The following is a 23,430-nucleotide window of genomic DNA, read 5'->3' as shown; positions in this document are numbered from 1 at the left end:
ACCACGGACTTCGTCTCCCAAGTCATCGCCACCTCCCAGAATCAATCCGGAAAGTGTCAGGCATGTCTATGAACACCTGTCAGCTATGTATCAGGGCCGAACATCAAGCCCGAGGATGACGGAGTGTGGGGTTACGGTCGGTGCCAAAAGAGAGGTTAGCGGGTTGAGCGTTGCTTGGGGCACCATTGTTCCTCCTCCTTCCGGTCGTCATCCTCGGGCTTGACCCGAGGATCCAAAGCCAAGCCCGCGAACACTCGGCCAGGGCCGTACCTGAGCTTTGGCAGGAGAGGGGAAAACGTTTTCCAACGTCCTCACCTTGTCGCAAAACGATCACCTACAGGGTTTGTTGGCGGCGCCTTGCACTAGGTTGGAGCGAGGTGGGGCGCCAAAGCATGGATCTCAGAACCCAATGTCGTTTGGTATTCCGGAGTCTAATGTCTCAACACTTCTCGGAATTGTTGGGCCCATCCATAGCGACACCGCGCGTTCAAACATAGCCTCGGCTCGCCTTAGTATGGCATCCTCATCCCATTTTTCCTGTTGAAGAACGAAGCGGTTAAGCTCGATATGAGTGGTAGCTAACTTTGCCTTTTTCTCAATGAATGGAAGATTGCCTAGTTCGGCATTATATGCTGTTAGCGACAGATTTCCGAAAGTGTCTTTAAGTCGGAGATGAACCGATTCTGAATATTCTCCAACTTCTCTTTCCCACTCGTTGGTCATCGTCTGTGGCATTATATGCTCGATAGTTGCGTTATTAAGGTCGACTCTCTCCCGATGGCCGAAGGAATCTTCAAGACGTAGCAAGATGTAGCGAGTGTATCCCCGACCATACTGGGGGGATTTTTTGAAGTTTTCGCTGAATTCTTCGTCAGTTGGAAAGCGCCTTCCACCTGAACCAGCGGACATTGACGAAAGAAGCCAATCGAAATGGTTTTCTTCCGGAAATTGGCGGGCCCACTGCAGAAATAGCTTGTTGAGCGCATTCGTTGGAACAAAGCAGATCGCGCGTCTCACCACGAATGACTCAACAAGCGACAGGCATTGTTCAAGATCAACATCGGTAAGCTTCTGGCAATCTCGTGCCTCAAAAAGCCTTAGCAGGAGAGGGTACGACGTTCCAACATCCAATATTTTTAAGTTCTTGAGGCATGTACGGATAGAAGGAGTTGTTTCTAAATGTGGATCGAGTATTTTTGCGTATATCTCCGAGAACTTTGCCATTTCGGTTAGCTCTACTTCAACCGCAGTGGGTTCCGACATGCCCTTAAGTAGTGCCTTAGTCGCAGCGTATATGCCGCGCTGATAGACGTTATCACCGCCTTTCATTGCGTAGTGACGCAAGAATTCAGTTAGGTTGTTACCTAGTCGTCCCTCCATCGGAGCCCAGTAGCTTTTATAGATTCGTTCCTGTTCCCCTCCGGACGACATGGAATGACGGAACCGCATGAGTATATAGTTTCTGACCAAGTCAGCTTGTGTGAGCGGCTCACCTTTGAAATTTAAACTCTCGAATATGAGGTAGGGATCATCATCATCCCCTAGGTTAATCATCACCACCTGCAGAGCGCGCTCTACAGTTGTAAGTACTTTGGTGCAATCTATCGGGTCGCCGTTGAGATCTGCACCTGTAAGTAGCTGATTTTTGAAATAGTTGTACGCGTCAGACATCAGACTCTGATCGTTAGCGATCGTGCGATCCAGAATCATCGCGCGATATCGATCACGATCGATTTGGGTCGGCACAAATTTCAATGTGTCTTCAGGGTCACGAAATCTATTCGTAAGGTAAACTTCTTGGATCCGATCTGACGAATTTTTATCAAGCGTGTCGCGTAGCGCGGCCAGAAGAATGGAAATCGTCGTAAGGCGCTGTTGACCGTCGATTATTAAATACTTGCTTACTCCAACGGGCACGCTGCGTGCTGGGACAGATACGATAGTTCCCATGAAATGAGCGGAACGTTCATCAGCGTCGTATTGCACCAACATATCATCCCACAGAGTCTTCCAATTCGCTCGCTGCCACGAATAGGGACGCTGGAACAGGGGAATAAGATTCTGCTTCTCGCCATTGAAGTACTGAATAACTTGTGCCGGTGACGCTTCCATGTTGTCCTCCAAAGTTGTCGCCCTTCTTTGTCACTATCAGAAGTCTAGTTTGTCTGGGTAGTGTCGTGGAGCAATCAATTTGGGTACAAGGCTCTGCAAATCGGCGTGTAGACCGCTGCGTAATGGATGGCGCGGGGGTTGTAGGAGTTGCGGTTTGTTTATTGTTTTGGAACTCCCTCGCCGCGTGCCAGTTCGGCTCTCTCAACCCCAAAAAGGAGAGTCCCAATGAACAGCACCATCGACACCGCCACACTGACCTCCCAACGACGACCCCCCACACCCACCCGCCTCGCCGACGAGGCCGAGCGGGCCGCAGTAACCCGCTACCCCGCCGCCGCCTTTCGCGGCCCGCTGTTCGAAACCCGCGACCGGATCGCGCTTGGCATGGCGGCGCTGATGTTGATCGGGCCGCTGGCGGTGATGCCGCTCGGGTTGGGGTGAGGGGAGCGGTCGGCGGTTCCGGCCGTCAGCTTGCGAGGCCCAGTCCGCCGTAGCGGCTGATTTCGCTTTCGATTTCCGAAACCAGCGTGTCGAGCGCCGGGTTGCGGGTTTTGCGGGCGCGGCGGACGATGTAGGCGACGGAGGGGGGTGCCGGCAGGCGGTCCTCGATCAGGGTCATGTCGGGGCGCAGATGCCGGCCGGAGAGGAGGGCGACGCCGAGGCCGGCGGTGACGGCGGCGACAATGCCGGCGGCGCTCGAACATTCGAACACGGTTTCCAGCACGCCGCCCTCATCCTGGCCGATATCGAGCGCCCAGCGGCGATAGAAGCAATTGTCGTCGAAGGAGAGGAAGGGGATCGGCCCCTCTTCCGGCAGGACGAAATCGCGGTGTCTTACCCAGTGGATGTTTTCGCGGAAGAGCACGAGGTCGGTGGGGCGGACCTCATGAGAAAAGACCTGGACGATCGCCGCGTCGAGCTCGCCGCGATCGAGCATGTCGCGCAGCACGAGGCTCATGCGGACCTTGGTGCGCACCGCGACCTCAGGGTGCAGGCGGCGGAAGCGGCCGAGGATGCGGGCGAGATCGGTGCAGGTGGTATCCTCGGTCAGCCCGAGCGCGAGTCGGCCGGCGAGCGTGGTGCGCGTGAGGCTCAAGAGCGCCTCGTCGTGCAGGCCGAGGATGCGGCCTGCATAATCGAGCAGGTCCTCGCCGGCGGCGGTGAAGGTGCGGTCGCCGGGCTTGCGGCTCAGGAGATCGCAGTCGAGGCTCACCTCCAGGCGCCTGATCTTGTGGCTGACGGCCGATTGCGACAGGCCGAGGGCGTCCGCCGCCCGGGTGATGCCGCCGTGGTGGCGGATGGCGAGTAGCGCGCGGAGCGCGTCGATCTCGAGGCGGCGGGCGTTCAGGTCGGTCATGACTGGCTCCTCGTCGTTGTCTGGCCATAGTGCGGGATATCGATTGGTATGGCAAATGTTCATGCCATATTTTTCTTGATTGTCATCCGATCATCGATTTTTGTCATGTGCCTTGCGGATCATTCAGGCCTAAGTCTCCGGCTGTCATCCACACGGAGATTGGCCCATGACCTGCGTTCCTTCACCCGCTCCCGTCTTTCACAGGCGCTGGCTCTGGCCGGTTCTTGCGCTCGTGATGATCGTCAGCTGGAGTTCGGGCTTCATCGGCCTGCGCTATGCCAACGAGGAGGCCGGCATGGCGACGGTGCTGTTCTGGCGGACGCTGATGTCGGGGCTGATCCTGCTGCCGTTCGCGTTGATGATCGGGCCGCGGATGACGGCGCGGGGCGTGGCCGAGCAGATGGTGTTCGGCGTGGCGGCGGTGGTTCTCTACCTCGGCGGCTTCGCGGTGGCGATCGCCGAGCGGGTGCCGACGGGGCTGGTGGCGCTGATCTCCGACATGCTGCCGCTGGCCATCGCGGCGCTGTCGCAGCCGGTGCTGGGCGAGAAGCTGTCCGGGCGGCAGTGGGCGGGAACGGCGGTGGCGGTCGGGGGCGTGTTCATCGTCTCGTTCGACAGCCTGACGGTGGGGGAGGCGCCGCTCTGGGCCTATGGTCTGACGGTCGCCTCGACGCTGGTGTTCGCGCTCGCCTCCGTCATGCACAAGAAGCGGCCGACGCTCCGGATGCCGATCCACCAGGCGCTCTCGATCCATACGCTGACGGGGGCGGCGGTGTTCGGGCTGGTGGCGTGGTGGCAGGAAGCGCTGATGCCGCCGCTGACGGCGCATTTCGCCTTCGGCATCGGCTGGCTGGTGCTGCTCGCGACCTTCGCGGCCTACGGGGTCTACTATACGGCGCTCCGGCTCTATCCGGTGGCGCAGGTGAGCGCGGCGATCTATCTGTCGCCGCCGGTGACCATGATCTGGGCCTTGATGCTGTTTTCCGAGCCGCTGACGCCTGTCATGTTCGCGGGGCTGGCGGTGACGCTGGCAGGGGTGGCGATGACGTGGCGGGGGTGAGGCGGGCGGCATATCGTCAACGGACGTAAAGCACGCTGGCGCTTTGTGAAATCGACGCGCGGAACCTTTGCGGGGTGTTTTGCGTTGGGGTTCGTCGGACCATGCGCCGGCTCTCGCCCTTTCTCGACAAAGACACCCCGGGGTTTCACCATGATCATCATCCTCACCGCCGTCGTGTTCGGCGCCATCGGACTTTTCCTTGGCGTCGGCGGCGGCCAGCTCGTCATGCTCGGCGGCAGCTGGTATTACCTGATTGCCGGCCTTGCCTTCGCGCTTACCGCGATCCTTCTCCTCCTCAGGCGCCCGTCGGCGCTCTGGGTCTACGGGCTCTTCATCGTCGGCAGTCTTGCCTGGGCGATCTGGGAGGTGGGCTTCGACTGGTGGCAGCTCGGCACGCGCGGCGGGGTCGTCGTGGTGGCCGGTCTCTGGCTGCTTTTGCCGGCCGTGCGTCGTCCGCTCGGCTTTCGCGGATCGGACGGGCGTCGGCATGCGGCGAGCGCCACGGCGGTGGCGGTGCCGGTGGTGCTGGCAATCGTTGTTGCCGGCTATTCGCTGACCACCGATCCGGCCGACATGTCCGGGTCGCTGCCGACCGAAACGGTCGCGCAGACGGTCGACTATGGCGGGCAGGTGGCCGACCAGGAATGGCACCAGTATGGCCGCACCCCCTATGGTCAGCGCTATTCGCCGCTCAACCAGATCACCACCGAGAATGTCGATCAGCTGGAGGTCGCCTGGACCTATCAGACCGGCGATGTGAAGCTGCCGGAGGATGTCGGTGAAACCACCTACCAGGTGACGCCGCTGAAGGTGCGCGACACGCTCTACATCTGCACGCCGCACAACTGGGCGATCGCGATCGATGCCGCGACCGGCAAGGAGAAGTGGAAGTTCGATCCGAATGCCGGGCTCGAACCGCAGCGCCAGCACCAGACCTGCCGCGGCGTGACCTATTATGCCGATCCGTCGGTTCCGGCCGGCAGCGCCTGCAGCGAGCGGGTCTACCTGCCGACCTCGGACGCGCGGCTGATCGCGCTCGACGCCAAGAACGGAGAGATCTGCGAGAACTTCGCCGACGGCGGTACGCTGCGGCTGGAGCAGAAGATGCCGTACAATCCGGCCGGCTACTACTACTCGACCTCGCCGCCCGTCATCGTCGACGACAAGATCATCATCGGCGGCGCCGTCAACGACAACTATTCGATCCGCTCGCCGTCCGGCGTGATCCGCGCCTTCGACGTCGATACGGGCGAACTGCTGTGGAACTGGGATTCGGGCAATCCGGAGGAAACCGAACCGCTGCCGGAGGGCGAGACCTATACGGCGAACTCGCCGAACAGCTGGTCGATCTTCTCGGTCGACGACGCGCTGGGGCTCGTCTACATCCCGCTCGGCAACCAGGTGCCCGACCAACTCGGCATGGGCCGCAGCGAGGCGGTGGAGACCTATTCGTCCTCCATCGTGGCGCTGGACGTGAATTCCGGCCAGGTGCGCTGGGTGCGCCAGACCGTGCATCACGACCTCTGGGACATGGACGTTCCGGCCCAGCCCGTGCTGCTCGACATCACCAAGGACGACGGCACGACGGTTCCGGCGCTGGTCGGGCCGACCAAGCAGGGCGACATCTACGTGCTCGACCGCCGCACCGGCGAGCCGATCATCCCGGTGCGCGAGATCGCGGCGCCCGGCGGCGCGATCCCTGAGGATTTCACCGCGCCGACGCAGCCGATCTCGGACCTCACCTTCCGGCCGCCGCCGCTCGAGGAGCGCAACATGTGGGGCATCACGCTGTTCGACCAGCTCGCCTGCCGCATCGCCTTCCACCAGCTGAAATACGAGGGGCAGTATACGCCGCCGTCGCTTGAGGGAACGATCGTCTATCCCGGCAATTTCGGGACGTTCAACTGGGGTTCGATCGCGGTTGATCCGGAGCGGCAGGTGATGTTCGGCATGCCGACCTATCTCGCCTTCACCTCGCAGCTGGTGCCGCGTGAGGACGTGCCGCCGCCGGGCGCCAACGAGAAGGGTTCCGAGCAGGGCCTGAACCGCAACGAGGGCGCGCCCTATGCGGTGAAGATGGGGCCGTTCCTCAGCCCGCTCGGCATTCCCTGCCAGGCGCCGCCGTGGGGCTATGTCGCGGGCGCCAATCTCCGCACCGGCGAGATCGCCTACAAGCACCGCAACGGCACGGTCTACGACATGACGCCGCTGCCGCTGCCCTTCAAGGTGGGCGTGCCCGGCATCGGCGGTCCGATGATCACCAAGGGCGGCGTTGCGTTCCTCGCCGCTTCGGTCGACGACTACCTGCGCGCCTATGACCTGACGACAGGCAAGCAGCTCTGGGAAGCCCGGCTGCCGGCCGGCGGACAGGCGACGCCGATGAGCTATGCGATCGGCGACAAGCAGTATGTCGTGCAGGTGGCCGGCGGTCATGGCTCTGTCGGTACGAAGGCGGGCGACTACGTGATCGCCTACACGCTGCCGGAGAACTGACCGGCGGCAGCCCGCAAAGCATAAGGAGAAGGCTCCGGACGGCATGTCCGGGGCCTTTCGTCATTTCGGTGTGACAGACTCGAATTATCCCGCAGAGCGTGTATGATGGGTTATCGGACGCGGGGAGGGTGGCATGCCGTTCTACAGTGACATCCGGACGATCAAGGATCAGGCGAAACGAAACCGGATCGTGCGCGGGCTGAAGGCGCTGCGCGAGGGCTTTGCCGATCCGGAACATGGCATACCGTCGAAATCGGCGGACAACACGCTGTTGATGGCCTCGTGGAATATCCGCGAATTCGACGCCGGATCGAAGGCGAGCTTCCGCGACGAGGAGGCCTATTACTATATCGCTGAAATCATCAGCCGGTTCGATATCGTGGCGATCCAGGAGGTGCGGCGCAGCCTCTATCCGCTGCAGAACCTGAAACGGCTGCTCGGCAGCTGGTGGGATTTCCTCGTGACCGATATCACGCTCGGCGCAGGCGGCAATTCGGAGCGCATGGCGTTTCTCTACGACCGGCGCAAGGTCGATTTCACAGGGCTCGCGGCGGAACTGGTGCTCGACAAGGCGATCGCCATCGACGAGAAGATCGTGCAGTTCGCCCGCTCGCCCTATATCGCCGGCTTCCGGGCCGGCTGGGCCTATTTCACGCTTGTGACCGTGCACGTCTACTACGGCAAGGGCGTGCCGGTGGACGAACGGCGGCTGGCGGAGATCCAGAAGCTCGCGGAAACGCTGACGAAGTTCGCGCCCGATTTTTCGAGCGCCCGCGTCTATTCGCCGGACGGCAAGCCGCAACGCGACAACCTGCTGCTGCTTGGCGACTTCAACATCTTCAATCGCAAGGACGTGACGATGGAGGCGCTGACCAAGGCGGGCTTCGTGGTGCCTGACGGGTTGCAGAGCATTCCGGGCTCCAATGTCGACCAGAAGAAGCACTACGACCAGATCGCCTACCACAAGAAGCTTGCCGGCTTGAAGCCGACGAAGCGGGCAGGGGTGTTCAACGTCTTCGACCACGTCTATCGCGCGGATCAGGAGGCGGACTACGCGGCCGAGCGGGCTGTGAAGGGCGGCAGGAGCTACAAGGACTGGCGGACCTTCCGGATGAGCGACCACCTGCCAATGTGGGTGGAGTTCGATATCGACGACAGCAATGCCTATCTCGACAAGCTAGCCGGCACGGGGCCGGCGCCGCCCTGATTGCTGGTCATTGTCTTACGGCGGATGCGGGACGTCGCGCCGCACTTCTCGCCGGGCCGGCATGGGGGTAAAACAGGCGCGGCCGCTCGTCCCGAAGGTTGTGCCGGATGTCCTCCGCCCCGTCATCATCAGCCGTCTTCCGACATCTTGCCGGTTTCTTTCTCTGCGCCGGCCTGTTTTCGTGGCTCTTGTGGTTGCCGCTTGCGCTCGGTGGACCGGGGCAGACGGGAACGTCACCGCTCGCCATCCTGCATCTCGTCGGCAGTCTTGGGCCGGCGCTTTCCGGGCTTTTATGGGCGTGGCTCACCGGCGGGCGGGAGGGTTTGCGGCGGCTGGTGCGTCGTATCGCCTTCCGGCGGATCGGATGGGGCTGGCAGATGGCGGTCTGGCTGGGGCCGTTCGCGCTGCTCGTCCTCGCGCAACTGGTCGCGCGGGCGAATGGCGCAGAGGTGACGCCGGGCGAACTGGCACCGAGCGCGGAGTATCCCGCTATGCCTGTTGCGATCTACTGGCTGGCGGTGCTGTTTTTCTACGGCTTCGGCGAAGAAATCGGCTGGCGAGGCTTTGCGCTGCCGATGCTGCAGGAGCGGTTCTCGCCGTTCATGGCAACGCTCGGCGTTGCCGCGATCTGGGCCGTCTGGCACTGGCCGTTGTTTCTCTTCTCGCCCGGTCTGTCGGCACTGGGCGCCGGCGGTATCGCCGGATGGGCCGCGAGCCTTTTGACCGGCGCCTTCCTGCTGACGGTCATTCTGAACGGGACGGGCGGTAGCGTCTTCGCTGCGGCCGTTTTCCACGCGACGATGGACATCGCGTTTCTCGGGCCGTCCGAGGTGATGATGGTGGTGGGGGCGCTGACGACGCTGCTCGGTCTCGGCGCGCTGGCATGGACGCTGACGAGAGGCCGCGCCGAAAATGTGACCCTATTGACACGTGACTAAATAGTCACCTATTGTAGCGGCATGGACGATATCTTCAACGCTCTGGCACATCCGATCCGTCGCGACCTCTTGGACAGGCTTCGCGAACGCGACGGTCAGACGCTGGGCGAGCTCGAACGGGACCAGCCTGTCACGCGGTTCGGCGTGATGAAGCATCTCGGCGTGCTGGAGAGCGCCCATCTCATCGTGACCCGCAAGGTGGGCCGCGAAAAGCTGCACTATCTCAATCCGCTGCCGATCCAGCAGGTGGCGGACCGGTGGGTGTCGCGTTTCGCAGCGCCGTTCGCGCGCACGCTGAGCGATCTGGCAACGGCCGCAGAAACAAGGGACAGGACCATGAGCGCCGCAGCACCGAAGCATGTCTGGGAAATGTATATCCGCGCCACGCCGGAGGCGGTCTGGTCGATCCTGACGGACGACGAGAAGACGCCGCTCTGGCAACACTTCAACATGACCTCGAAAACCGAATGGACCGAAGGCGGAGCGATCACGTTCCTCGTCGGCGACCGGCCGATGATCGTGGGCAAGGTGGTGGCAATCGAGCCGCCGCGCCGCTTCGTGCATACGTTCAGCGCCCAGTGGTCGCCGGACGTGGCGGTCGACCCCGCTTCGCGGGTGACCTGGACGCTGGAACCCGTCGGCGACAAGGCCTGCAAGCTGACGCTGACGCATGACGATTTCGGAGGCGAGACGGCCACCAGCAAGGCGATCACCGGCGGCTGGCCGGAAGCGCTGTCGCGGCTGAAGACGCTGGCCGAGACCGGCGAGCCCTTCCACATGCCGCCGCCGGCGATGGCGGGCTGAGGCTACACCGATAAGGGTTCCGGCTCGTCCCGAAGCAGGGATTGGATATTCCCCATCGCCGCCGAAGATATGCGCCTCGGCGGCGAATTTTTGAGGTCGGGCACCGTTCACTGCTCGGCGAACAGCCGACGCGTAAAGCGCTTCTCGATCTCCAGCACGATGAAGGAGGCGGCGCCGATGGCGAGGATGAGGATGCCGTCGAGAAACGTCAGGGGCCGGGAGTCGAAGATCGTGTTCATCACCGGCAGATAGGTGAAGGCGAGCTGGCCGATCACGACGACGGCAAGCGCTGTCAGAACGGGCCAAGTGCCTTTGGCGCCCGTGAACGTCAGCGAGGTCGTGTGCAGGTAGCGGACGCTGAACATGTAGAAGATTTCCAGCACGACAAGCATGTCGACGACCATGGTGCGCGCGGTTTCGAGATCGCGGCCCTGACCGAGCGCCCAGAAGAACAGGCCGAGCACGATGCCGGTGAACATGACCGTGACGAGGCCGATACGCCACAGGATGAAGGGTGTGAGCAGGCCGGCATCGGGACGACGCGGGCGGCGTTGCATGACGTTCGGTTCGGCCGGTTCCAGGGCCAGCGCGAGGCCGAGGGTAGCGGCCGAGAGCAGATTGATCCAGAGGATCTGCACCGGCGACATGGGCATCACGAAATTGAACAGGATGGCGAGAATGACAGCCGATGCCTCGCCGCCATTGGTGGGCAGGGTCCAGCCGATGACCTTGCGGATGTTGTCGTGGACCGTGCGGCCTTCGCGGACGGCGGCGACGATGGAGGCGAAATTGTCGTCCATCAGCACCATTTCCGAGGCCTCCTTCGCGGCCTCGGTGCCCTTCAGGCCCATCGAAATCCCGACATCGGCCTGTTTCAGCGATGGTGCGTCGTTGACGCCGTCGCCCGTCATCGCCACCACGCGTCCCTCCGCCTGAAGGGCCTGGACGATGCGCAGCTTGTGCTCCGGGCTGGTGCGGGCAAAGACGGTCGTTTCGCGGATGGCACGGGCGAAATCCTCGTCGGAGAGGGCATCGAGATCGGCGCCGGTCAGCACCTTCGGATCGTCGTCAAGGCCGAGCTGCCCGGCGATCGCCCTGGCGGTGGCGGCGTGGTCGCCGGTGATCATCCTGACGGCGATGCCGGCCGACCGGCACTCGGCGACGGCCTGGATGGCCTCCTCGCGCGGCGGATCGATGAAGCCGATCATGCCGAGCAGAGTGAGGCCGCCCTCGACGTCGTCGAAATCGATGCTGTCCGTTCCGGCGGGCAGGGGCCGCGTGGCGAAACCGAGCACGCGCTCGCCCTCGGTGGCGGCTTCCGCGATGCGATGGTTCCAGAGCTCAACGTCGAGCGGGACCGGCCCCGCCGGTCCTTCCTGGTTGGTGCACATCGCCAGCACCACCTCCGGCGCGCCTTTCACAAGCACGACCCGCTCGGCAAGCGACATGTGGTGCAGGCTCGCCATGAAGCGATGGGCGGCATCGAAGGGGATTTCGTCGAGGCGCTGCCATTCAGCCCGTTCGACATCCGGCTGGAAGCCGGCCTTCATGGCCAGCGTGACGAGCGCGCCCTCCATCGGGTCGCCCTCCACATGCCAGCCGCTCCGATCTTGCCGAAGCGTGGCGTCGTTGCAGAGCAGACCGGCACGGGCGAGCGACAGGGCGGTGCCGTGTCCGGCCGGCTTCCTGTGGTCGAACAGGAGGACGTCGCCGGGATCGTAGCCGGAACCCGCGACCATGATCGTTCCCTCGGGAGCGATGAGGCGGCGGGCGGTCATTTCGTTGCGGGTGAGCGTGCCTGTCTTGTCCGAGCAGATGACGGAGGTGGCGCCGAGGGTTTCGACCGCCGGCAGGCGGCGGATGACGGCATTGCGGGCGGCCATGCGCTGGACGCCGATGGCAAGCGTGATGGTGATGACCGCGGGGAGGCCCTCCGGCACGAGGCTGACGGACAACGCGATGACCGCCATCAGCGCCTCGTCCCAGGCAAAACCGCTGACAGCGACGGCGAAGCCGAACAGTATGGCGGCGCCGAGAAAGGCGAACCAGGTGAAGCCGCGGCCGAAGCTGTTGATCTGGCGCAGCAGCGGCGTCGTCAGCTGTTCGACCTCGCCCAAGAGCGCGCTGATCCTGCCGATCTCGGTGCGAAGACCGGTCGAGGTGACGATACCGGTGCCCTGACCGGTGGAGACCAGGGTTCCGGAGAAGACCATGGACTTGCGATCGCCGAGAGCGGCATCTTCCGCCACCGGATCGACATGTTTGGAGGCGGCGACGGATTCGCCCGTCAAAAGCGCCTCGTCGACCCTCAGGCCACGCGCCTTGAAGAGGCGAAGATCGGCGGGCACGCGGTCGCCGGCCTCGATGAGGACGACATCGCCCGGCACCAGCCCCGAGACCGGGATGCTGATCCGCTTGCCATCGCGCAGCACGGCGGCGCTCGGGGCGATCATGTCGCGCACGGCGACAAGCGATTGCTCGGCCTTGCCCTCCTGCAGGAAGCCGACAATGGCATTGACCAGCACCACGGCGAGGATCACGCCTGTATCAACGAGGTGTCCAAGCAGCCCGGCGGCGAGCGCGCTCGCCAGCATGAAATAGATCAGGGCATTGTTGAACTGGGCGAGAAAGCGAAACAGCGGGTGACGCTGCTTGCCGACCGGCAGGCTGTTGGCGCCGTGGCGCAGGAGCCGGTCTCCGGCTTCTTTCGCGCTCAGCCCGTTTTTGTCCGAGGACAGAGCGGCGATGACGGTCTCGGCGGTATGGGCATGGTGGGGCATGTCGGCATGGCGTCTGTCGATCGCGCGGTCGGGGATCGTCATCGGCGGCGTTCTCCTTCGTCGTCTCGCGTCAGTCTTACAGGCCTGCATTTCCGTTTCGGGACAGGGGCATCGTGTTGGGATGCATGCTGTCGCGAACGGGCCGTGCCGTCCATTGTAAGACATTGCTTTTTGGCGGGGCGCCTTGATCCATGCCAAGTGGCACGGCGTTGTCGGCATGGCGACAAAGGTGACGGACAGGCGAGGGTGAGTTGCCGGCCGCGGTCAATCCTCGGCGCCGTCCCGCCAACCGACACGCGGCCTCGTTTTCATTTTGGCACGGCGGCCGCCGCCAAAATGCCGCGACTCAACCCTTCATTAACCCGCATGCCCTTAACTCCAGGAATCAGATGTAAGGGTGTTTTGGTATGTCGGTAGACGCGCGTTCGGCTGAGGCCGGTGGTTCCTTGAGTTTCTTTCCCCTGCACATGCGCCGCGATCTGGTGCGCAAGGCCGCACACGATCTCGACCGTCATCACGGCGAAGCGGCTGTCGATTTCTGGAAGACGACCTGCCGGGCGCTCGGCGCCGATCTCGTCGCCCGGGGATGCCCGGAAGACGAGATGCGGACGCAGATCATGGATTTCCAGCTGGCCGTGCAGATGGAATTGATGACCCTGCACCGCGAGCAGATGGCGCAGGGCTGACAGAAGCCCCACCCCTCAGTATTGAGGGGATGTGATCAGCGGTTCGACGTTTGTGATCGAGTCCGAGCCGAAGCTCTTGAAAAAGCCCTTTTCCTCGATGGAGAAGGGCACGGTCGGCGCCACATCGGCGACCCTCTCGTCCGGCACGACCGCCTGGACGGAATAATCTCCCGCCGGCGCGTTATAGAGCGTCCAGCGACCTTCCTTGTCCGTGAACAGCACGCTCTTGCCTTCGGGCCCCTCGATGATGACGGGAACGCCGGCGAGCGGCTCGGCCGTTGGCGTCTTGACCTCGCCGGTGACCTCGGCGGATTGGGCCAGAGCGGCGGACGGCAGCGCCACGGCGGCCAGTAGGGCGGGGAGGAGGGCGCGCGGGCTCATCGTTTCAGATCCAGTTCGAAGCTCGCCGCATCAAGGCGCAGGCCCTCGACCGCCGGACGGACGGAGGGCACGCCGTGGGCGAAGGCATAGGCCGTGTAGTTGTCCCAATTGTTGGGCACCGGAATGGTGATCTCCATCGTGCCATTGTCGCGCGGGGTTTCCGTCAGGTTCCAGCGGCTGGTGGTGACGCCGACGACGACGGCAGGAACGTCGCGGAGGACCTCGGGATCGATATGGACCTTGCCGGTGAAATTGACGAACTCGATCTTGTTGGGGCGCTGCAGGTCATAGGCGAACCCGGCGAAGACAATGCCGACGAGGAGGCCGCCAATGGCCGGGACATCGGTCTTCATCGTACCCAGGAAGGGGATGTTGATCTCGGTGCCGGCGCCCGGATTGTACTTCACCCGCGACAGCACGAAGATGCTGCCAAGAATGCACAGCGCGGCCAGCACCACGAAAGACAGCGAGACGATCAGATTGCCAGTCATTGGCGTCGCTCCCGGTTAAGGGGAGAGGATAGGGCAAGCTGTTCCTGAGTTCAATCTAAAATTGAATTTGATATGTATGCTCCGCTTCCCGGGCGCGCGGATTGCAGCAGATGGCAAAGTTTGCCATTATCCTGGGAAAGAGGACGATGCCGATGGCGACGATGAACGTATCCCTGCCAGATCCGATGAAGGACTGGGTGGAGGCGCAGGCCAAGTCGGGCCGGTATTCCAATGCCAGCGACTATGTCCGCGACCTGATCCGGCGGGACCAGGAACGGGCTGACAAGATCGCGGCCATGCAGCGACTGGTCGACGAGGGGCTGGCGAGCGGGATCGGCGAGCGGTCGCCCGAGGCGCTTTTCGAAGAGGCGGTTGCGCGGGCGAGCGCCAAGAACGGACGCTGACGGATGGGATTCCGTCTGTCAGGCGAGGCGGAAGAAGACATCATCGCGATCGCTGAACATGGAGTTTCGGTCTTCGGCCGAGCCCAGGCGAAGCGCTACCATACCGAACTGCTGGCGCTTCTGGCGCTGATCGGTGAGAATCCCCGAATGGCCCGCGAGAGAACTGAGATCGTTCCGCCGGTGAGGCTGCAGCCTTTCAAAGCGCATTTGATCGTGTACGTCGTGGAAGAAAATGACGAGGTTCTAATCGTCCGCGTGCGGCACGGCAGAGAGAACTGGGAAACCTCAGGGGTCCCGCCGGAATGACCCCGTTGTGGTTGTTCCAGATCATAAAGGCCTGTCCAGCCGAGGCGTAACCCTCACGCCCGCTCCACGAACCCGTCCAGCACCCGCTTCTGTCCCGCCCGATCGAAATCGATCGTCAGCTTGTTGCCTTCGACGCCTGAGACGTTGCCGTTGCCGAATTTCAGGTGGAAGACGCGGTCGCCGACGGAAAATTTCGAGGGGGTGTCGGCGACGGATTTGGCGACGAGCTGGCCTTCGATGACCTTGCCGCTCGGACCCGCCTCGCCGTAGCCGATGCGTTCCACCGCGTGGCCGGAGCGGGTGCCCCAGTTGTCGCGGGTGGCGTCCGATTTGTTGGCCTGGGCGCGTTTCCAGCCGGGGGTGGAATAGCTGTTCTGGAAGGGGTCGGCCTTGTCGAAGCGCGACTGGCCGTAGCCGCCGCGACCGTAACCGCCGTAACTCGTCTCGGCCTCGGCGACCTCGACATGGACGGCGGGGAGTTCATCGAGGAAGCGCGAGGGCATGGTCGACTGCCAGAGGCCGTGGATGCGGCGGTTGGAGACGAACCAGATGTGGCAGAGTTTCTTGGCGCGGGTGATGCCGACATAGGCGAGGCGGCGTTCCTCCTCCAGGCCGGCGCGGCCGCTCTCGTCGAGCGCGCGCTGGTGGGGGAAGAGGCCTTCCTCCCAGCCGGGCAGGAAGACGGTGTCGAATTCCAGGCCCTTGGCGGAGTGGAGCGTCATGATCGAGACAGCGTCCATGTCCTCGTTCTGCTCGGCGTCCATGACCAGCGAGACGTGTTCGAGGAAGCCGCGCATCGACTCGAAGCTTTCCATCGAGCGGATGAGTTCCTTGAGGTTTTCGAGCCGGCCTGGGGCTTCGGCCGACTTGTCGTTCTTCCACATGTCGGTATAGCCGGACTCTTCGAGTATCTGCTCGGCGAGCTCGGTATGCGGAGTCGATTCAAGGGCTTGCGACCATCGGGTGAAGTATTGCACGACGTCGTAGAGCGCCTTGCGGGCCTTGGGCTTCAGCTCGTCGGTCTCGGCGATCTCGGCGGCGGCGGCGAGCATCGGGATGTCGCGGGCGCGGGCATAGTCGTGGAGCGTCCGCACCGTGGTGTCGCCCAGGCCGCGCTTCGGGGTGTTGACGATGCGCTCGAAGGCGAGATCGTCGGCCGGCTGGCAGACGAGGCGGAAATAGGCCATGGCATCGCGGATTTCGAGCCGTTCGTAGAAGCGCGGGCCGCCGATGACGCGGTAGTTGAGGCCGAGCGTGACGAAGCGGTCTTCGAACTCGCGCATCTGGAAGGAGGCGCGGACCAGGATCGCCATGTCGTTGAGATTGTGCTTTTTCCCGTCGGCGCCATCGCCGCGCTGCAGGCGCTCGATCTCCTCGCCGACGGCGCGGGCCTCTTCCTCCGAGTCCCAGGCGGCGTGGACCAGCACCTTCTCGTCGTCGGGATTGGTGCGCTCGGTGAACAGCGTCTTGCCGAGACGGCCCTCGTTGTGGGCGATCAGATGGCCGGCGGCGCCGAGAATGTGCTCGGTGGAGCGGTAGTTGCGCTCCAGCTTGACGACCTTGGCGCCCGGAAAATCCTTCTCGAAGCGCAGGATGTTGTCGACTTCGGCGCCGCGCCAGCCGTAGATCGACTGGTCGTCGTCGCCGACGCAGCAGATATTTATCTGCTGCGATTTGTTTTCGCTCACGCGGTCGCCGCTGCGCGGCTCGCTCCGCGGGGGCGCGCCATCGGGCGCGACGGCCGCTTGGCCTTGCCGACCTTCGGTCGGATACGCGCCAATATCTTCCCATGGCTCGGATCTTTGGATCTCGTGATCTGCAACCTGTTTGGTTGGCATGGGGCTGCTGCGCGATGCCGGCGACCGCTGGGCCAGCAGCCTGAGCCACATATACTGGGCGGTGTTGGTGTCCTGGTACTCGTCGACGAGGATGTAGCGGAAGCGCTGGTGGTAATCCTTCAGCACATCGGGATGTTGCCGGAAGATGCGGATCGGGTGGAGCAGCAGGTCGCCGAAATCGCAGGCGTTCAGGCTTTTCAGGCGGTTCTGGTAGGCGGTGTAGAGTTCGCGGCCCTTGCCGTTGGCGAAGGCGCGGGAATCGCCTTCCGGAATCTGGGCGGGGTCGAGGCCCTTGTTCTTCCAGCCGTCGAGCATGGCGGCGAAGGTGCGGGCCGGCCAGCGCTTGTCGTCGAGGCCTTCCGCCTGGATCAGCTGCTTGATCAGACGGATGACGTCGTCGGTGTCGAGGATGGTGAAATCGGATTTCAAGCCCACGAGTTCGGCGTGGCGGCGCAGGATCTTGACGCCGATCGAGTGGAACGTGCCGAGCCAGGGCATGCCCTCGACGGCGCCGCCGACCAGCATGCCGATGCGCTCCTTCATCTCGCGGGCGGCCTTGTTGGTGAAAGTCACGGCGAGGATCTGCGAGGGATAGGCGCGGCCGGTGGCGAGGATGTGGGCGATGCGGGTGGTCAGCACGCGCGTCTTGCCGGTGCCGGCGCCGGCCAGCACCAGGACAGGACCCTCAGTCGTCTCGACCGCCTCGCGCTGCTCGGGATTGAGGCCGGCAAGATAGTCGGGTGCCTGGGCCTGGTCCCGGGCCGCCATGGCACGCGCGGCAATGCCGAGGCCGCCGGCCTTTGGGGCCGGGGCGGGCGCGCCGTTGCGCGGCGTCGGCTCCTCGTCGAAGAAAGGAATGTCGTCGAAACCGTTACTCATGGGCCCCAATGTAGTGATTCGAGCCCGAAAGGCGAGTCAAGATGTTCTCCTTTCATTCCGGCGGCGGTTTGACGGGCCGGATTCCGGAAGGGGAAAATCACCCGAGCTCGGCGATGAGACCATCGATTTCGGCGCCCCATTCGGCCGCGTAGCGGCGCTTCGTCGTGTCGTCCAGCCAGCTGCCTTCGATGGCGTCGATGGTGCTGCGGCGGATGTCGGCGGGGGTGAAGCCGAGCTGATGGGCGGCCTTGCCGTATTCCTTGCCGAGGTCCGTGAAGAACATCGGCGGATCGTCGCTGTTGATCATGACCTTCAGGCCGAAGTCCTTCATGACGCGGATGGCGTGGTCCGGGGCAGACAGGTCGTGCCAGGGGGAGGTGACGGCGCTGGTCGAGGGGCAGACGGTGAAGAGGATGCCCTCATCCTTGCAGCGTTGCATCAGCTCGGGATCGTCGACGACATGATAGCCATGATCGATCCGGCGGACCTTGAGCGCGTCGATCGAACCGCGGATGAACTCGGCCGGCCCGGTTTCGCCGGCATGCGCCGTGACCTGCAGACCCACGTTGCGGGCCCGCTCGAACAGGGCGGCATAGGGTTCCGGCGGAAAGGGGGCCTCGTTGAAGTCGAGGCCGATGCCGACGAGCTTTTCGTCGCCGCGGGCGAAAATCATGTCGAGGAAATCCTCGCCCGCCGCCGGCCCGAGTTCGCGGTTGACGCCCGGCGCGCAGACGCTCACGACGCCGAAATCGCTTTCGGCATCGGCCATGCCGGCGCGGATGCCATCCATCTGAGTGTCGAAGCTGACGCCGTTCGGGAAGTGAATCTGCGGCGAGAAGAAGAACTCGACGTAACGTGAGTTGTTCGCCGCGCAGCTCTCCAGCATCTCGTAGGTGACGCGCCTATAGTCGTCGGCGGAGACCAGGCTGTCGGAGACGGCGGTGTAGATCTTGAGGAACTGCTCAAGCGTGTCGTAGCGGTAAAGGTCCTCGACCCGTTCGAAGGGTGGCAGGGCGACGCCGTTCTTTCGGGCCAAATCGACGGCCGTCTGCGGGCGAATGGCACCCTCCAGATGCAAGTGCAGTTCCATCTTCGGGATTTTCGCCAGGAATTCCGCCATCGAGATCATGGGTCAGGTCACTTTTGCCAAAGGAGTTCAGGCAGTCTTGCTGCGGTGCGGCAAAAGTCAAGCTGGCGAGCGAATGGCCGATGACGCTTTCGTGATAGCGATGACAATTTGGTAATGTTGAACAATCTGGCTTGCCGTTCTGTTGCGGCGCATAAATAGTACCAGGAATTCCTTGGACCGGGCTGTCGGCCGGTGTCGTTTTTCGGCGCCGGCCGAACGCTCGATGACTTATTTTTTTTGATGCGCGGAGTCCTTGATGGCGTTCTGGAAACAATTGCTTCTGGCGGCGGTGCTGCTGGTGGTGGCCTTGGTCGGCTGGCTGTGGTTCGTACCGGGAAGCGGGCAGACGCTTGCCCGGCTCGGCCTGCCGCAGGCTCTGGTGTCGGCGCTCGGACCGTCACCGGATGCGGCGACGCAGACCGGCGCAGTCAACGGTGGGCAGGCCGGTGCAAACGGTGGCCGGCGGCAGGGCGGCAACGCACCGGCGGTGGTCGCCGTCGCCGTCGAGACCGGGACCGTGAACGACCGGTTGAGCGCGATCGGCAGCGGTGAGGCAATCCAGTCGGTCGTCGTGATGCCGCAGGTGGCGGGCACGATCGAGGAGATCCTTGTGACGTCGGGTCAGCGCGTGACCAAGGGTCAGGTGCTGGCGAAGCTCGACCGCGACGAGCAGGTGATCGCGCTCGACCGGGCCCGCGTGGCGCTTCGGAGCGCGGTGGAACGCTCCTCGTCCTACAAAAATCTCCAGTCGGTCGCCCGTCTTGAGGTACTCGATGCACAGATCGCCGAGGAAACGGCCAAGCTTGCGGTGAGCACTGCCGAACTCGACCTGAGGCGCCGCGACATCGTCGCACCCATCGACGGTGTGGCCGGCATCGTCGCCGTCAACGTGGGCGATAATGTCACGACCCAGACGACGGTGGTGACGATCGACGACCGTTCGGAAATCCTGGTCGATTTCTGGGCGCCGGAGCGTTTCGCGGTCACCATCGAACCGGGGCAGGCGGTCGAGGCGACATCGATTGCCCGGCCGGGCCAGGTGTTCAGCGGCGTCGTCGACGCCATCGACAACCGTGTGGATCTCGAAAGCCGGACGATCCGCATCCGCGCCCGCATCGACAATCCGCAGGACGTGCTGCGGGCCGGCATGGCCTTCAACGTCTCCATGCGGTTCCCCGGTGAGACCTATCCGTCGGTCAATCCGCTCGCGGTGCAGTGGGATGTCGACGGTTCCTTCGTCTGGAAGGTGACGGACGAGAAAGCCCAAAAGGCAAGGGTGCGCATCGTGCAGCGCAATCCCGAGAGCGTGCTGGTCGAAGGTGACGTGGAGGCGGGCGATCTGGTCGTGACCGAGGGCATCCAGCGGGTGCGCGAGGGACAGGCGGTGCGCCTGCTCGGCGGTCCGGCCGAACCGGAGGTGGCGCGCCAATGACATCGGAGAACCATACGCCTTCGGAATCCGGGCAGCATTTCACGGCGCTGTTCGTGCGTCGACCCATCCTCGCCGCCGTCATCAATACTTTGCTGGTCGTCGCGGGGCTCGCGGCGCTGGCCGGCGTCGAGGTGCGCGAGCTGCCAGATGTCGACCAGCCGGTCATTACGGTGCGAACCTCCTATGACGGGGCGGCGCCGCAGACGATCGACCAGGAGATCACGCAGGTGATCGAGGGCGCGGTGGCACGGGTCAGCGGGCTCAAATCGATCTCGTCGGAATCGCAGTCCGGCTCCAGCCGCGTGACGATGGAATTTAACGATACCGTCGACCTGCAGGTCGCCTCGAACGACGTGCGCGATGCGATCAGCCGCGTCACCAACCAGCTGCCCGACGATGCCGACGATCCGCGCATCGTCAAGGCGGACTCCGACTCCCAGGCGATCATGCGGCTTGCCGTGACGTCGAGCACGCTTTCGATGGAAGACCTGACGCTCCTGGTCGACAACGAGATCATCGACCGGCTCGCCTCGGTCGATGGCGTCGCCGATGTCGAGCTCTATGGCGACCAGGAGAAAATCTTCCGCGTCGACATCAACCAGGAAGCGCTTGCCAGCCGGGGGCTGACGGTTGCCAGCATATCGACGGCGCTGTCATCGGCGGCGCTCGACGTGCCGGCGGGCTCGCTCGAAAGCTCCATGCAGAACATCGTGGTGCGTGCGACGGCGAACCTGACCAAGCCCGAGGACTTCGAGAACCTGCTGATCGGTCCGAACGTGCGCCTGCGCGACATCGCCACCGTGACGCTCGGGCCCGACGATGGCAGCACGGTACTGCGGTCGAACGGGGTACAGGGCGTCGGTCTCGGCATCATCCGCCAAGCGCAGTCCAACACACTCAACATTTCCACCGGCGTGCGGGCCGCCGTCGACAATATGCAGAGCATCCTGCCAGAGGGCACGCGGCTGTTCGTCACCAGCGACGACGCGATCTTTATCCGTGGCGCGCTGCACGAGGTGGAGATCGCGCTGGTGATTTCGGCGACCGTCGTTGTCGCTGTCATCTTCATGTTCCTCAGGGACTGGCGAGCGACGCTCATTCCGGCGCTCACCATGCCCGTCGCGCTGATCGGCACGCTGATGGCGATCTATCTCGTCGGCTTCTCGATCAACACGCTGACGCTGCTCGCCATCGTGCTCGCCACGGGTCTGGTGGTGGACGATGCGATCGTGGTGCTCGAAAACATCGTGCGACGACGATCGGAAGGCATGGGGCCGAGGGCAGCGGCGGTGCTGGGCACGCAGGAAGTGTTCTTCGCCGTCATCGCAACGACGGCGACGCTTGCCGCGGTCTTCATTCCGCTGTCCTTCCTGCCGGGGCAATTGGGCGGTCTGTTCCGCGAGTTCGGCTTCGTGCTCGCCTTCGCCGTCGGTCTTTCCTCCATTACCGCGCTGACGCTCTGCCCGATGCTGGCATCGCGCATGCTGAAGGAGAGCCGGGATCACGACAGCGGCGTCATGGGCCGGATCGGCAGCGGATTCGCGCGCTTCTACGACCGGTCGCTCAAGGCTTGCCTCAACGCGCCGTTCATCGTCTTCGTCGTCGCCGTGCTGTTCGCCGGTGCCGGCTACATGGCCTTCCTGACGGTGCAGAACGAGCTGACGCCGCGCGAGGACCGCGCTATGGTGATGATGCGGGCATCGGCGCCGCAGGGCGTCAGCCTCGATTTCACCCGTGATCAGTTGCAGCGGGTCGAGGAAAACCTGATGCCCCTTGTCGACAGCGGCGAAGTGCTCAACGTGTTCTCGATCTCCGGCTTCGGCGGTTCGACCAATAGCGGCTTCATGGTGCTGACGCTGGCGCCCTGGGAGGACCGGGAGCGGACCCAGAACGAGATCGTGCAGGACATCAATGCCGCGGCACAGCGTGTTCCGGCGCTGCGGGGCTTTGCGATCCAGTCGAACAGCCTGCGCATTCGCGGCGCCGGCAACGGGCTGCAGATGGCGGTGGTGGGCAGCGACTATGACAGCCTGACGCGGGCGGCGGCCGACATCGTACGGGCGATGGAGGGGACGGACATGTTCGACACGCCGCGTCTCGACAACGAGCCGACGCAGGCGCAGCTGTCGGTCTCCATCGACCGCGAGCGGGCCTCCGACCTCGGCATCGACATCACCGGGCTTTCCTCGGCGATGCAGTCGCTGCTTGAGGGGCGCTCGATCGTCGACGTGTTCGTCGACGGCGAGGCGCTGCCGGTGCGGCTGACCTCCACCACGCGGCCGATCAACGATCCGACCGACCTCGAAAACATCTTCCTGAAGACCGACGATGGCAAGATCGTGCCGATGTCCGTCATCGCGACGCTCAGGGAAGGTGCCGTGGCGCCGGAGCTCAACCGCGAGCAGCAGCTGGCCTCAGTGTCGTTCTCGGCCGGTCTCGGTGAAGGTGTGGCGCTCGGCGATGCCGTGGCCACTGTCGAAGAGATCGCCGCGCCGCTGCTGCCGCCCGGCAGTCGCTTGATCCCGCTGTCGGAGGCGGCGTCGCTGGAGGAAAACTCGGCCGGCATGGCGCTGACCTTCGGCTTTGCGATCGCGATCATCTTCCTGGTGCTGGCGGCGCAGTTCGAGAGCGTGCTCTCGGCTGTGATCATCATGACGACGGTGCCGCTCGGGCTTGCCTGCGCGGTGTTCGCGCTGGTGCTGACGGGGTCGTCGCTCAACGTCTATTCGCAGATCGGGCTCGTATTGCTGGTGGGCGTCATGGCGAAGAACGGCATTCTGATCGTCGAGTTCGCGAACCAGCTGCGCGACCGGGGCATGGGCGTTCGCCAGGCGATCGAGAATGCCTGCCGGCTGCGGCTGCGCCCGGTGATGATGACGATGATCGCCACCATCGTCGGCGGCTTGCCGCTGATCCTCGCCAGCGGTGCCGGCGCCGAAGCGCGCATTGCGCTCGGCTGGGTGATCGTCGGCGGCCTGGGGCTCGCGACAGCCGTGACGCTCTACATCACGCCGGTCGCCTATTTCGCGATTGCCCGCTTCGCCAAACCGCATGCCGACGAGGAAGCACGGTTGAAGCGCGAGATGGAAGGTGCGATGTCTCCGAAGGCCGCCGAATAGGGTGGCGTCCGGAG

Annotated in this window: 18 protein-coding genes; 11 read left to right on the top strand and 7 right to left on the bottom strand. The window is 63.7% G+C overall.

All coding sequences use genetic code 11. The annotated features are described in order from the left end of the window. Positions 1-399: 399 nt before the first annotated feature. Positions 400-2,112: a DUF262 domain-containing protein gene (locus J5J09_RS13730; protein ID WP_208551454.1), complete on the bottom strand. Its 1,713-nt coding sequence runs from the start codon at positions 2,110-2,112 to the stop codon at positions 400-402. A 225-nt stretch (positions 2,113-2,337) separates the two neighbouring features. Here J5J09_RS13730 and J5J09_RS13725 point away from each other — a divergent pair, with 225 nt between their 5' ends. Further along, positions 2,338-2,553: a hypothetical protein gene (locus J5J09_RS13725; RefSeq protein ID WP_208551453.1), complete on the top strand. Its 216-nt coding sequence runs from the start codon at positions 2,338-2,340 to the stop codon at positions 2,551-2,553. Between the two features lie 25 nt (positions 2,554-2,578). Here J5J09_RS13725 and J5J09_RS13720 read toward each other — a convergent pair whose 3' ends face one another. Then, a complete protein-coding gene (locus J5J09_RS13720) occupies positions 2,579-3,469 on the bottom strand; it encodes a LysR family transcriptional regulator (RefSeq protein WP_208551452.1) in 891 nt (296 codons plus the stop codon). A 166-nt stretch (positions 3,470-3,635) separates the two neighbouring features. On the opposite strand from J5J09_RS13720, the gene J5J09_RS13715 reads away from it, so the two are divergent. The 5 genes from J5J09_RS13715 (at position 3,636) to J5J09_RS13695 (ending at position 9,971) form a co-directional block, all read left to right on the top strand. Then, a complete protein-coding gene (locus tag J5J09_RS13715) occupies positions 3,636-4,529 on the top strand; it encodes a DMT family transporter (protein WP_208551451.1) in 894 nt (297 codons plus the stop codon). A gap of 150 nt (positions 4,530-4,679) precedes the next feature. Further along, entirely contained in the window at positions 4,680-7,022 is a 2,343-nt protein-coding gene (locus J5J09_RS13710) for a glucose/quinate/shikimate family membrane-bound PQQ-dependent dehydrogenase (protein ID WP_208551450.1), read from the top strand. A 133-nt stretch (positions 7,023-7,155) separates the two neighbouring features. Next, a complete protein-coding gene (locus tag J5J09_RS13705; RefSeq protein ID WP_208551449.1) occupies positions 7,156-8,229 on the top strand; it encodes an endonuclease/exonuclease/phosphatase family protein in 1,074 nt (357 codons plus the stop codon). A gap of 107 nt (positions 8,230-8,336) precedes the next feature. Beyond that, positions 8,337-9,167, top strand: coding sequence for a type II CAAX endopeptidase family protein (locus J5J09_RS13700; RefSeq protein WP_208551448.1), 831 nt, complete (start codon positions 8,337-8,339; stop codon positions 9,165-9,167). Positions 9,168-9,188: 21 nt separating this feature from the next. Continuing rightward, positions 9,189-9,971, top strand: coding sequence for an SRPBCC domain-containing protein (locus J5J09_RS13695; protein ID WP_208551447.1), 783 nt, complete (start codon positions 9,189-9,191; stop codon positions 9,969-9,971). 107 nt (positions 9,972-10,078) lie between these two features. Here J5J09_RS13695 and J5J09_RS13690 read toward each other — a convergent pair whose 3' ends face one another. Next, positions 10,079-12,793 (bottom strand): cation-transporting P-type ATPase, encoded by a 2,715-nt coding sequence (locus tag J5J09_RS13690; RefSeq protein WP_208551446.1) that lies wholly within the window; start codon positions 12,791-12,793, stop codon positions 10,079-10,081. Positions 12,794-13,197: 404 nt separating this feature from the next. Here J5J09_RS13690 and J5J09_RS13685 point away from each other — a divergent pair, with 404 nt between their 5' ends. Continuing rightward, complete coding sequence (locus J5J09_RS13685) at positions 13,198-13,437, top strand: DUF6074 family protein (RefSeq protein WP_246745841.1); 240 nt, start codon at positions 13,198-13,200, stop codon at positions 13,435-13,437. Between the two features lie 15 nt (positions 13,438-13,452). Here the strand turns inward: J5J09_RS13685 and J5J09_RS13680 are convergent, their stop codons facing one another. Continuing rightward, the gene (locus J5J09_RS13680) at positions 13,453-13,818 is read right to left on the bottom strand and encodes a carboxypeptidase-like regulatory domain-containing protein (RefSeq protein WP_208551444.1); all 366 of its coding nucleotides are present in this window, start codon (positions 13,816-13,818) and stop codon (positions 13,453-13,455) included. Beyond that, positions 13,815-14,309: a hypothetical protein gene (locus J5J09_RS13675; RefSeq protein WP_208551443.1), complete on the bottom strand. Its 495-nt coding sequence runs from the start codon at positions 14,307-14,309 to the stop codon at positions 13,815-13,817. The genes J5J09_RS13680 and J5J09_RS13675 overlap by 4 nt, the downstream gene beginning before the upstream one ends. A gap of 152 nt (positions 14,310-14,461) precedes the next feature. Between J5J09_RS13675 and J5J09_RS13670 the strand changes: the two genes are divergently transcribed. Next, a complete protein-coding gene (locus tag J5J09_RS13670; RefSeq protein ID WP_208551442.1) occupies positions 14,462-14,713 on the top strand; it encodes a type II toxin-antitoxin system ParD family antitoxin in 252 nt (83 codons plus the stop codon). Between the two features lie 3 nt (positions 14,714-14,716). Further along, positions 14,717-15,019, top strand: coding sequence for a type II toxin-antitoxin system RelE/ParE family toxin (locus J5J09_RS13665; RefSeq protein WP_208551441.1), 303 nt, complete (start codon positions 14,717-14,719; stop codon positions 15,017-15,019). Positions 15,020-15,072: 53 nt separating this feature from the next. Here J5J09_RS13665 and J5J09_RS13660 read toward each other — a convergent pair whose 3' ends face one another. Together J5J09_RS13660 and add are read right to left on the bottom strand one after the other, a co-directional pair. Next, positions 15,073-17,736, bottom strand: coding sequence for a UvrD-helicase domain-containing protein (locus tag J5J09_RS13660; protein ID WP_208551440.1), 2,664 nt, complete (start codon positions 17,734-17,736; stop codon positions 15,073-15,075). A gap of 97 nt (positions 17,737-17,833) precedes the next feature. After that, a complete protein-coding gene (gene add / locus J5J09_RS13655; protein WP_208551439.1) occupies positions 17,834-18,865 on the bottom strand; it encodes an adenosine deaminase in 1,032 nt (343 codons plus the stop codon). A gap of 256 nt (positions 18,866-19,121) precedes the next feature. Here add and J5J09_RS13650 point away from each other — a divergent pair, with 256 nt between their 5' ends. Together J5J09_RS13650 and J5J09_RS13645 are read left to right on the top strand one after the other, a co-directional pair. Then, positions 19,122-20,297, top strand: a complete 1,176-nt coding sequence (locus J5J09_RS13650; protein ID WP_208551438.1) for an efflux RND transporter periplasmic adaptor subunit — start codon at positions 19,122-19,124, stop codon at positions 20,295-20,297. Then, positions 20,294-23,416, top strand: a complete 3,123-nt coding sequence (locus J5J09_RS13645) for an efflux RND transporter permease subunit (RefSeq protein ID WP_208551437.1) — start codon at positions 20,294-20,296, stop codon at positions 23,414-23,416. Before J5J09_RS13650 ends, J5J09_RS13645 begins: the two co-directional genes overlap by 4 nt. Positions 23,417-23,430: the final 14 nt, after the last annotated feature.

This window comes from Ciceribacter sp. L1K22 (assembly GCF_017599385.1).
Lineage (GTDB): Bacteria > Pseudomonadota > Alphaproteobacteria > Rhizobiales > Rhizobiaceae > Allorhizobium.
Note: the sequence above shows the minus strand (reverse complement) of the source record. Positions and strands in the feature narration are given on the sequence as shown.

Coding starts and splice junctions, on each gene's coding strand:
- J5J09_RS13730 (WP_208551454.1), bottom strand. CDS start 2,112: ATGGAAGCGTCACCGGCACAAGTTATTCAGTACTTCAATGGCGAGAAG.
- J5J09_RS13725 (WP_208551453.1), top strand. CDS start 2,338: ATGAACAGCACCATCGACACCGCCACACTGACCTCCCAACGACGACCC.
- J5J09_RS13720 (WP_208551452.1), bottom strand. CDS start 3,469: ATGACCGACCTGAACGCCCGCCGCCTCGAGATCGACGCGCTCCGCGCG.
- J5J09_RS13715 (WP_208551451.1), top strand. CDS start 3,636: ATGACCTGCGTTCCTTCACCCGCTCCCGTCTTTCACAGGCGCTGGCTC.
- J5J09_RS13710 (WP_208551450.1), top strand. CDS start 4,680: ATGATCATCATCCTCACCGCCGTCGTGTTCGGCGCCATCGGACTTTTC.
- J5J09_RS13705 (WP_208551449.1), top strand. CDS start 7,156: ATGCCGTTCTACAGTGACATCCGGACGATCAAGGATCAGGCGAAACGA.
- J5J09_RS13700 (WP_208551448.1), top strand. CDS start 8,337: ATGTCCTCCGCCCCGTCATCATCAGCCGTCTTCCGACATCTTGCCGGT.
- J5J09_RS13695 (WP_208551447.1), top strand. CDS start 9,189: ATGGACGATATCTTCAACGCTCTGGCACATCCGATCCGTCGCGACCTC.
- J5J09_RS13690 (WP_208551446.1), bottom strand. CDS start 12,793: ATGACGATCCCCGACCGCGCGATCGACAGACGCCATGCCGACATGCCC.
- J5J09_RS13680 (WP_208551444.1), bottom strand. CDS start 13,818: ATGAGCCCGCGCGCCCTCCTCCCCGCCCTACTGGCCGCCGTGGCGCTG.
- J5J09_RS13675 (WP_208551443.1), bottom strand. CDS start 14,309: ATGACTGGCAATCTGATCGTCTCGCTGTCTTTCGTGGTGCTGGCCGCG.
- J5J09_RS13670 (WP_208551442.1), top strand. CDS start 14,462: ATGGCGACGATGAACGTATCCCTGCCAGATCCGATGAAGGACTGGGTG.
- J5J09_RS13665 (WP_208551441.1), top strand. CDS start 14,717: ATGGGATTCCGTCTGTCAGGCGAGGCGGAAGAAGACATCATCGCGATC.
- J5J09_RS13660 (WP_208551440.1), bottom strand. CDS start 17,736: ATGAGTAACGGTTTCGACGACATTCCTTTCTTCGACGAGGAGCCGACG.
- add (WP_208551439.1), bottom strand. CDS start 18,865: ATGATCTCGATGGCGGAATTCCTGGCGAAAATCCCGAAGATGGAACTG.
- J5J09_RS13650 (WP_208551438.1), top strand. CDS start 19,122: ATGGCGTTCTGGAAACAATTGCTTCTGGCGGCGGTGCTGCTGGTGGTG.
- J5J09_RS13645 (WP_208551437.1), top strand. CDS start 20,294: ATGACATCGGAGAACCATACGCCTTCGGAATCCGGGCAGCATTTCACG.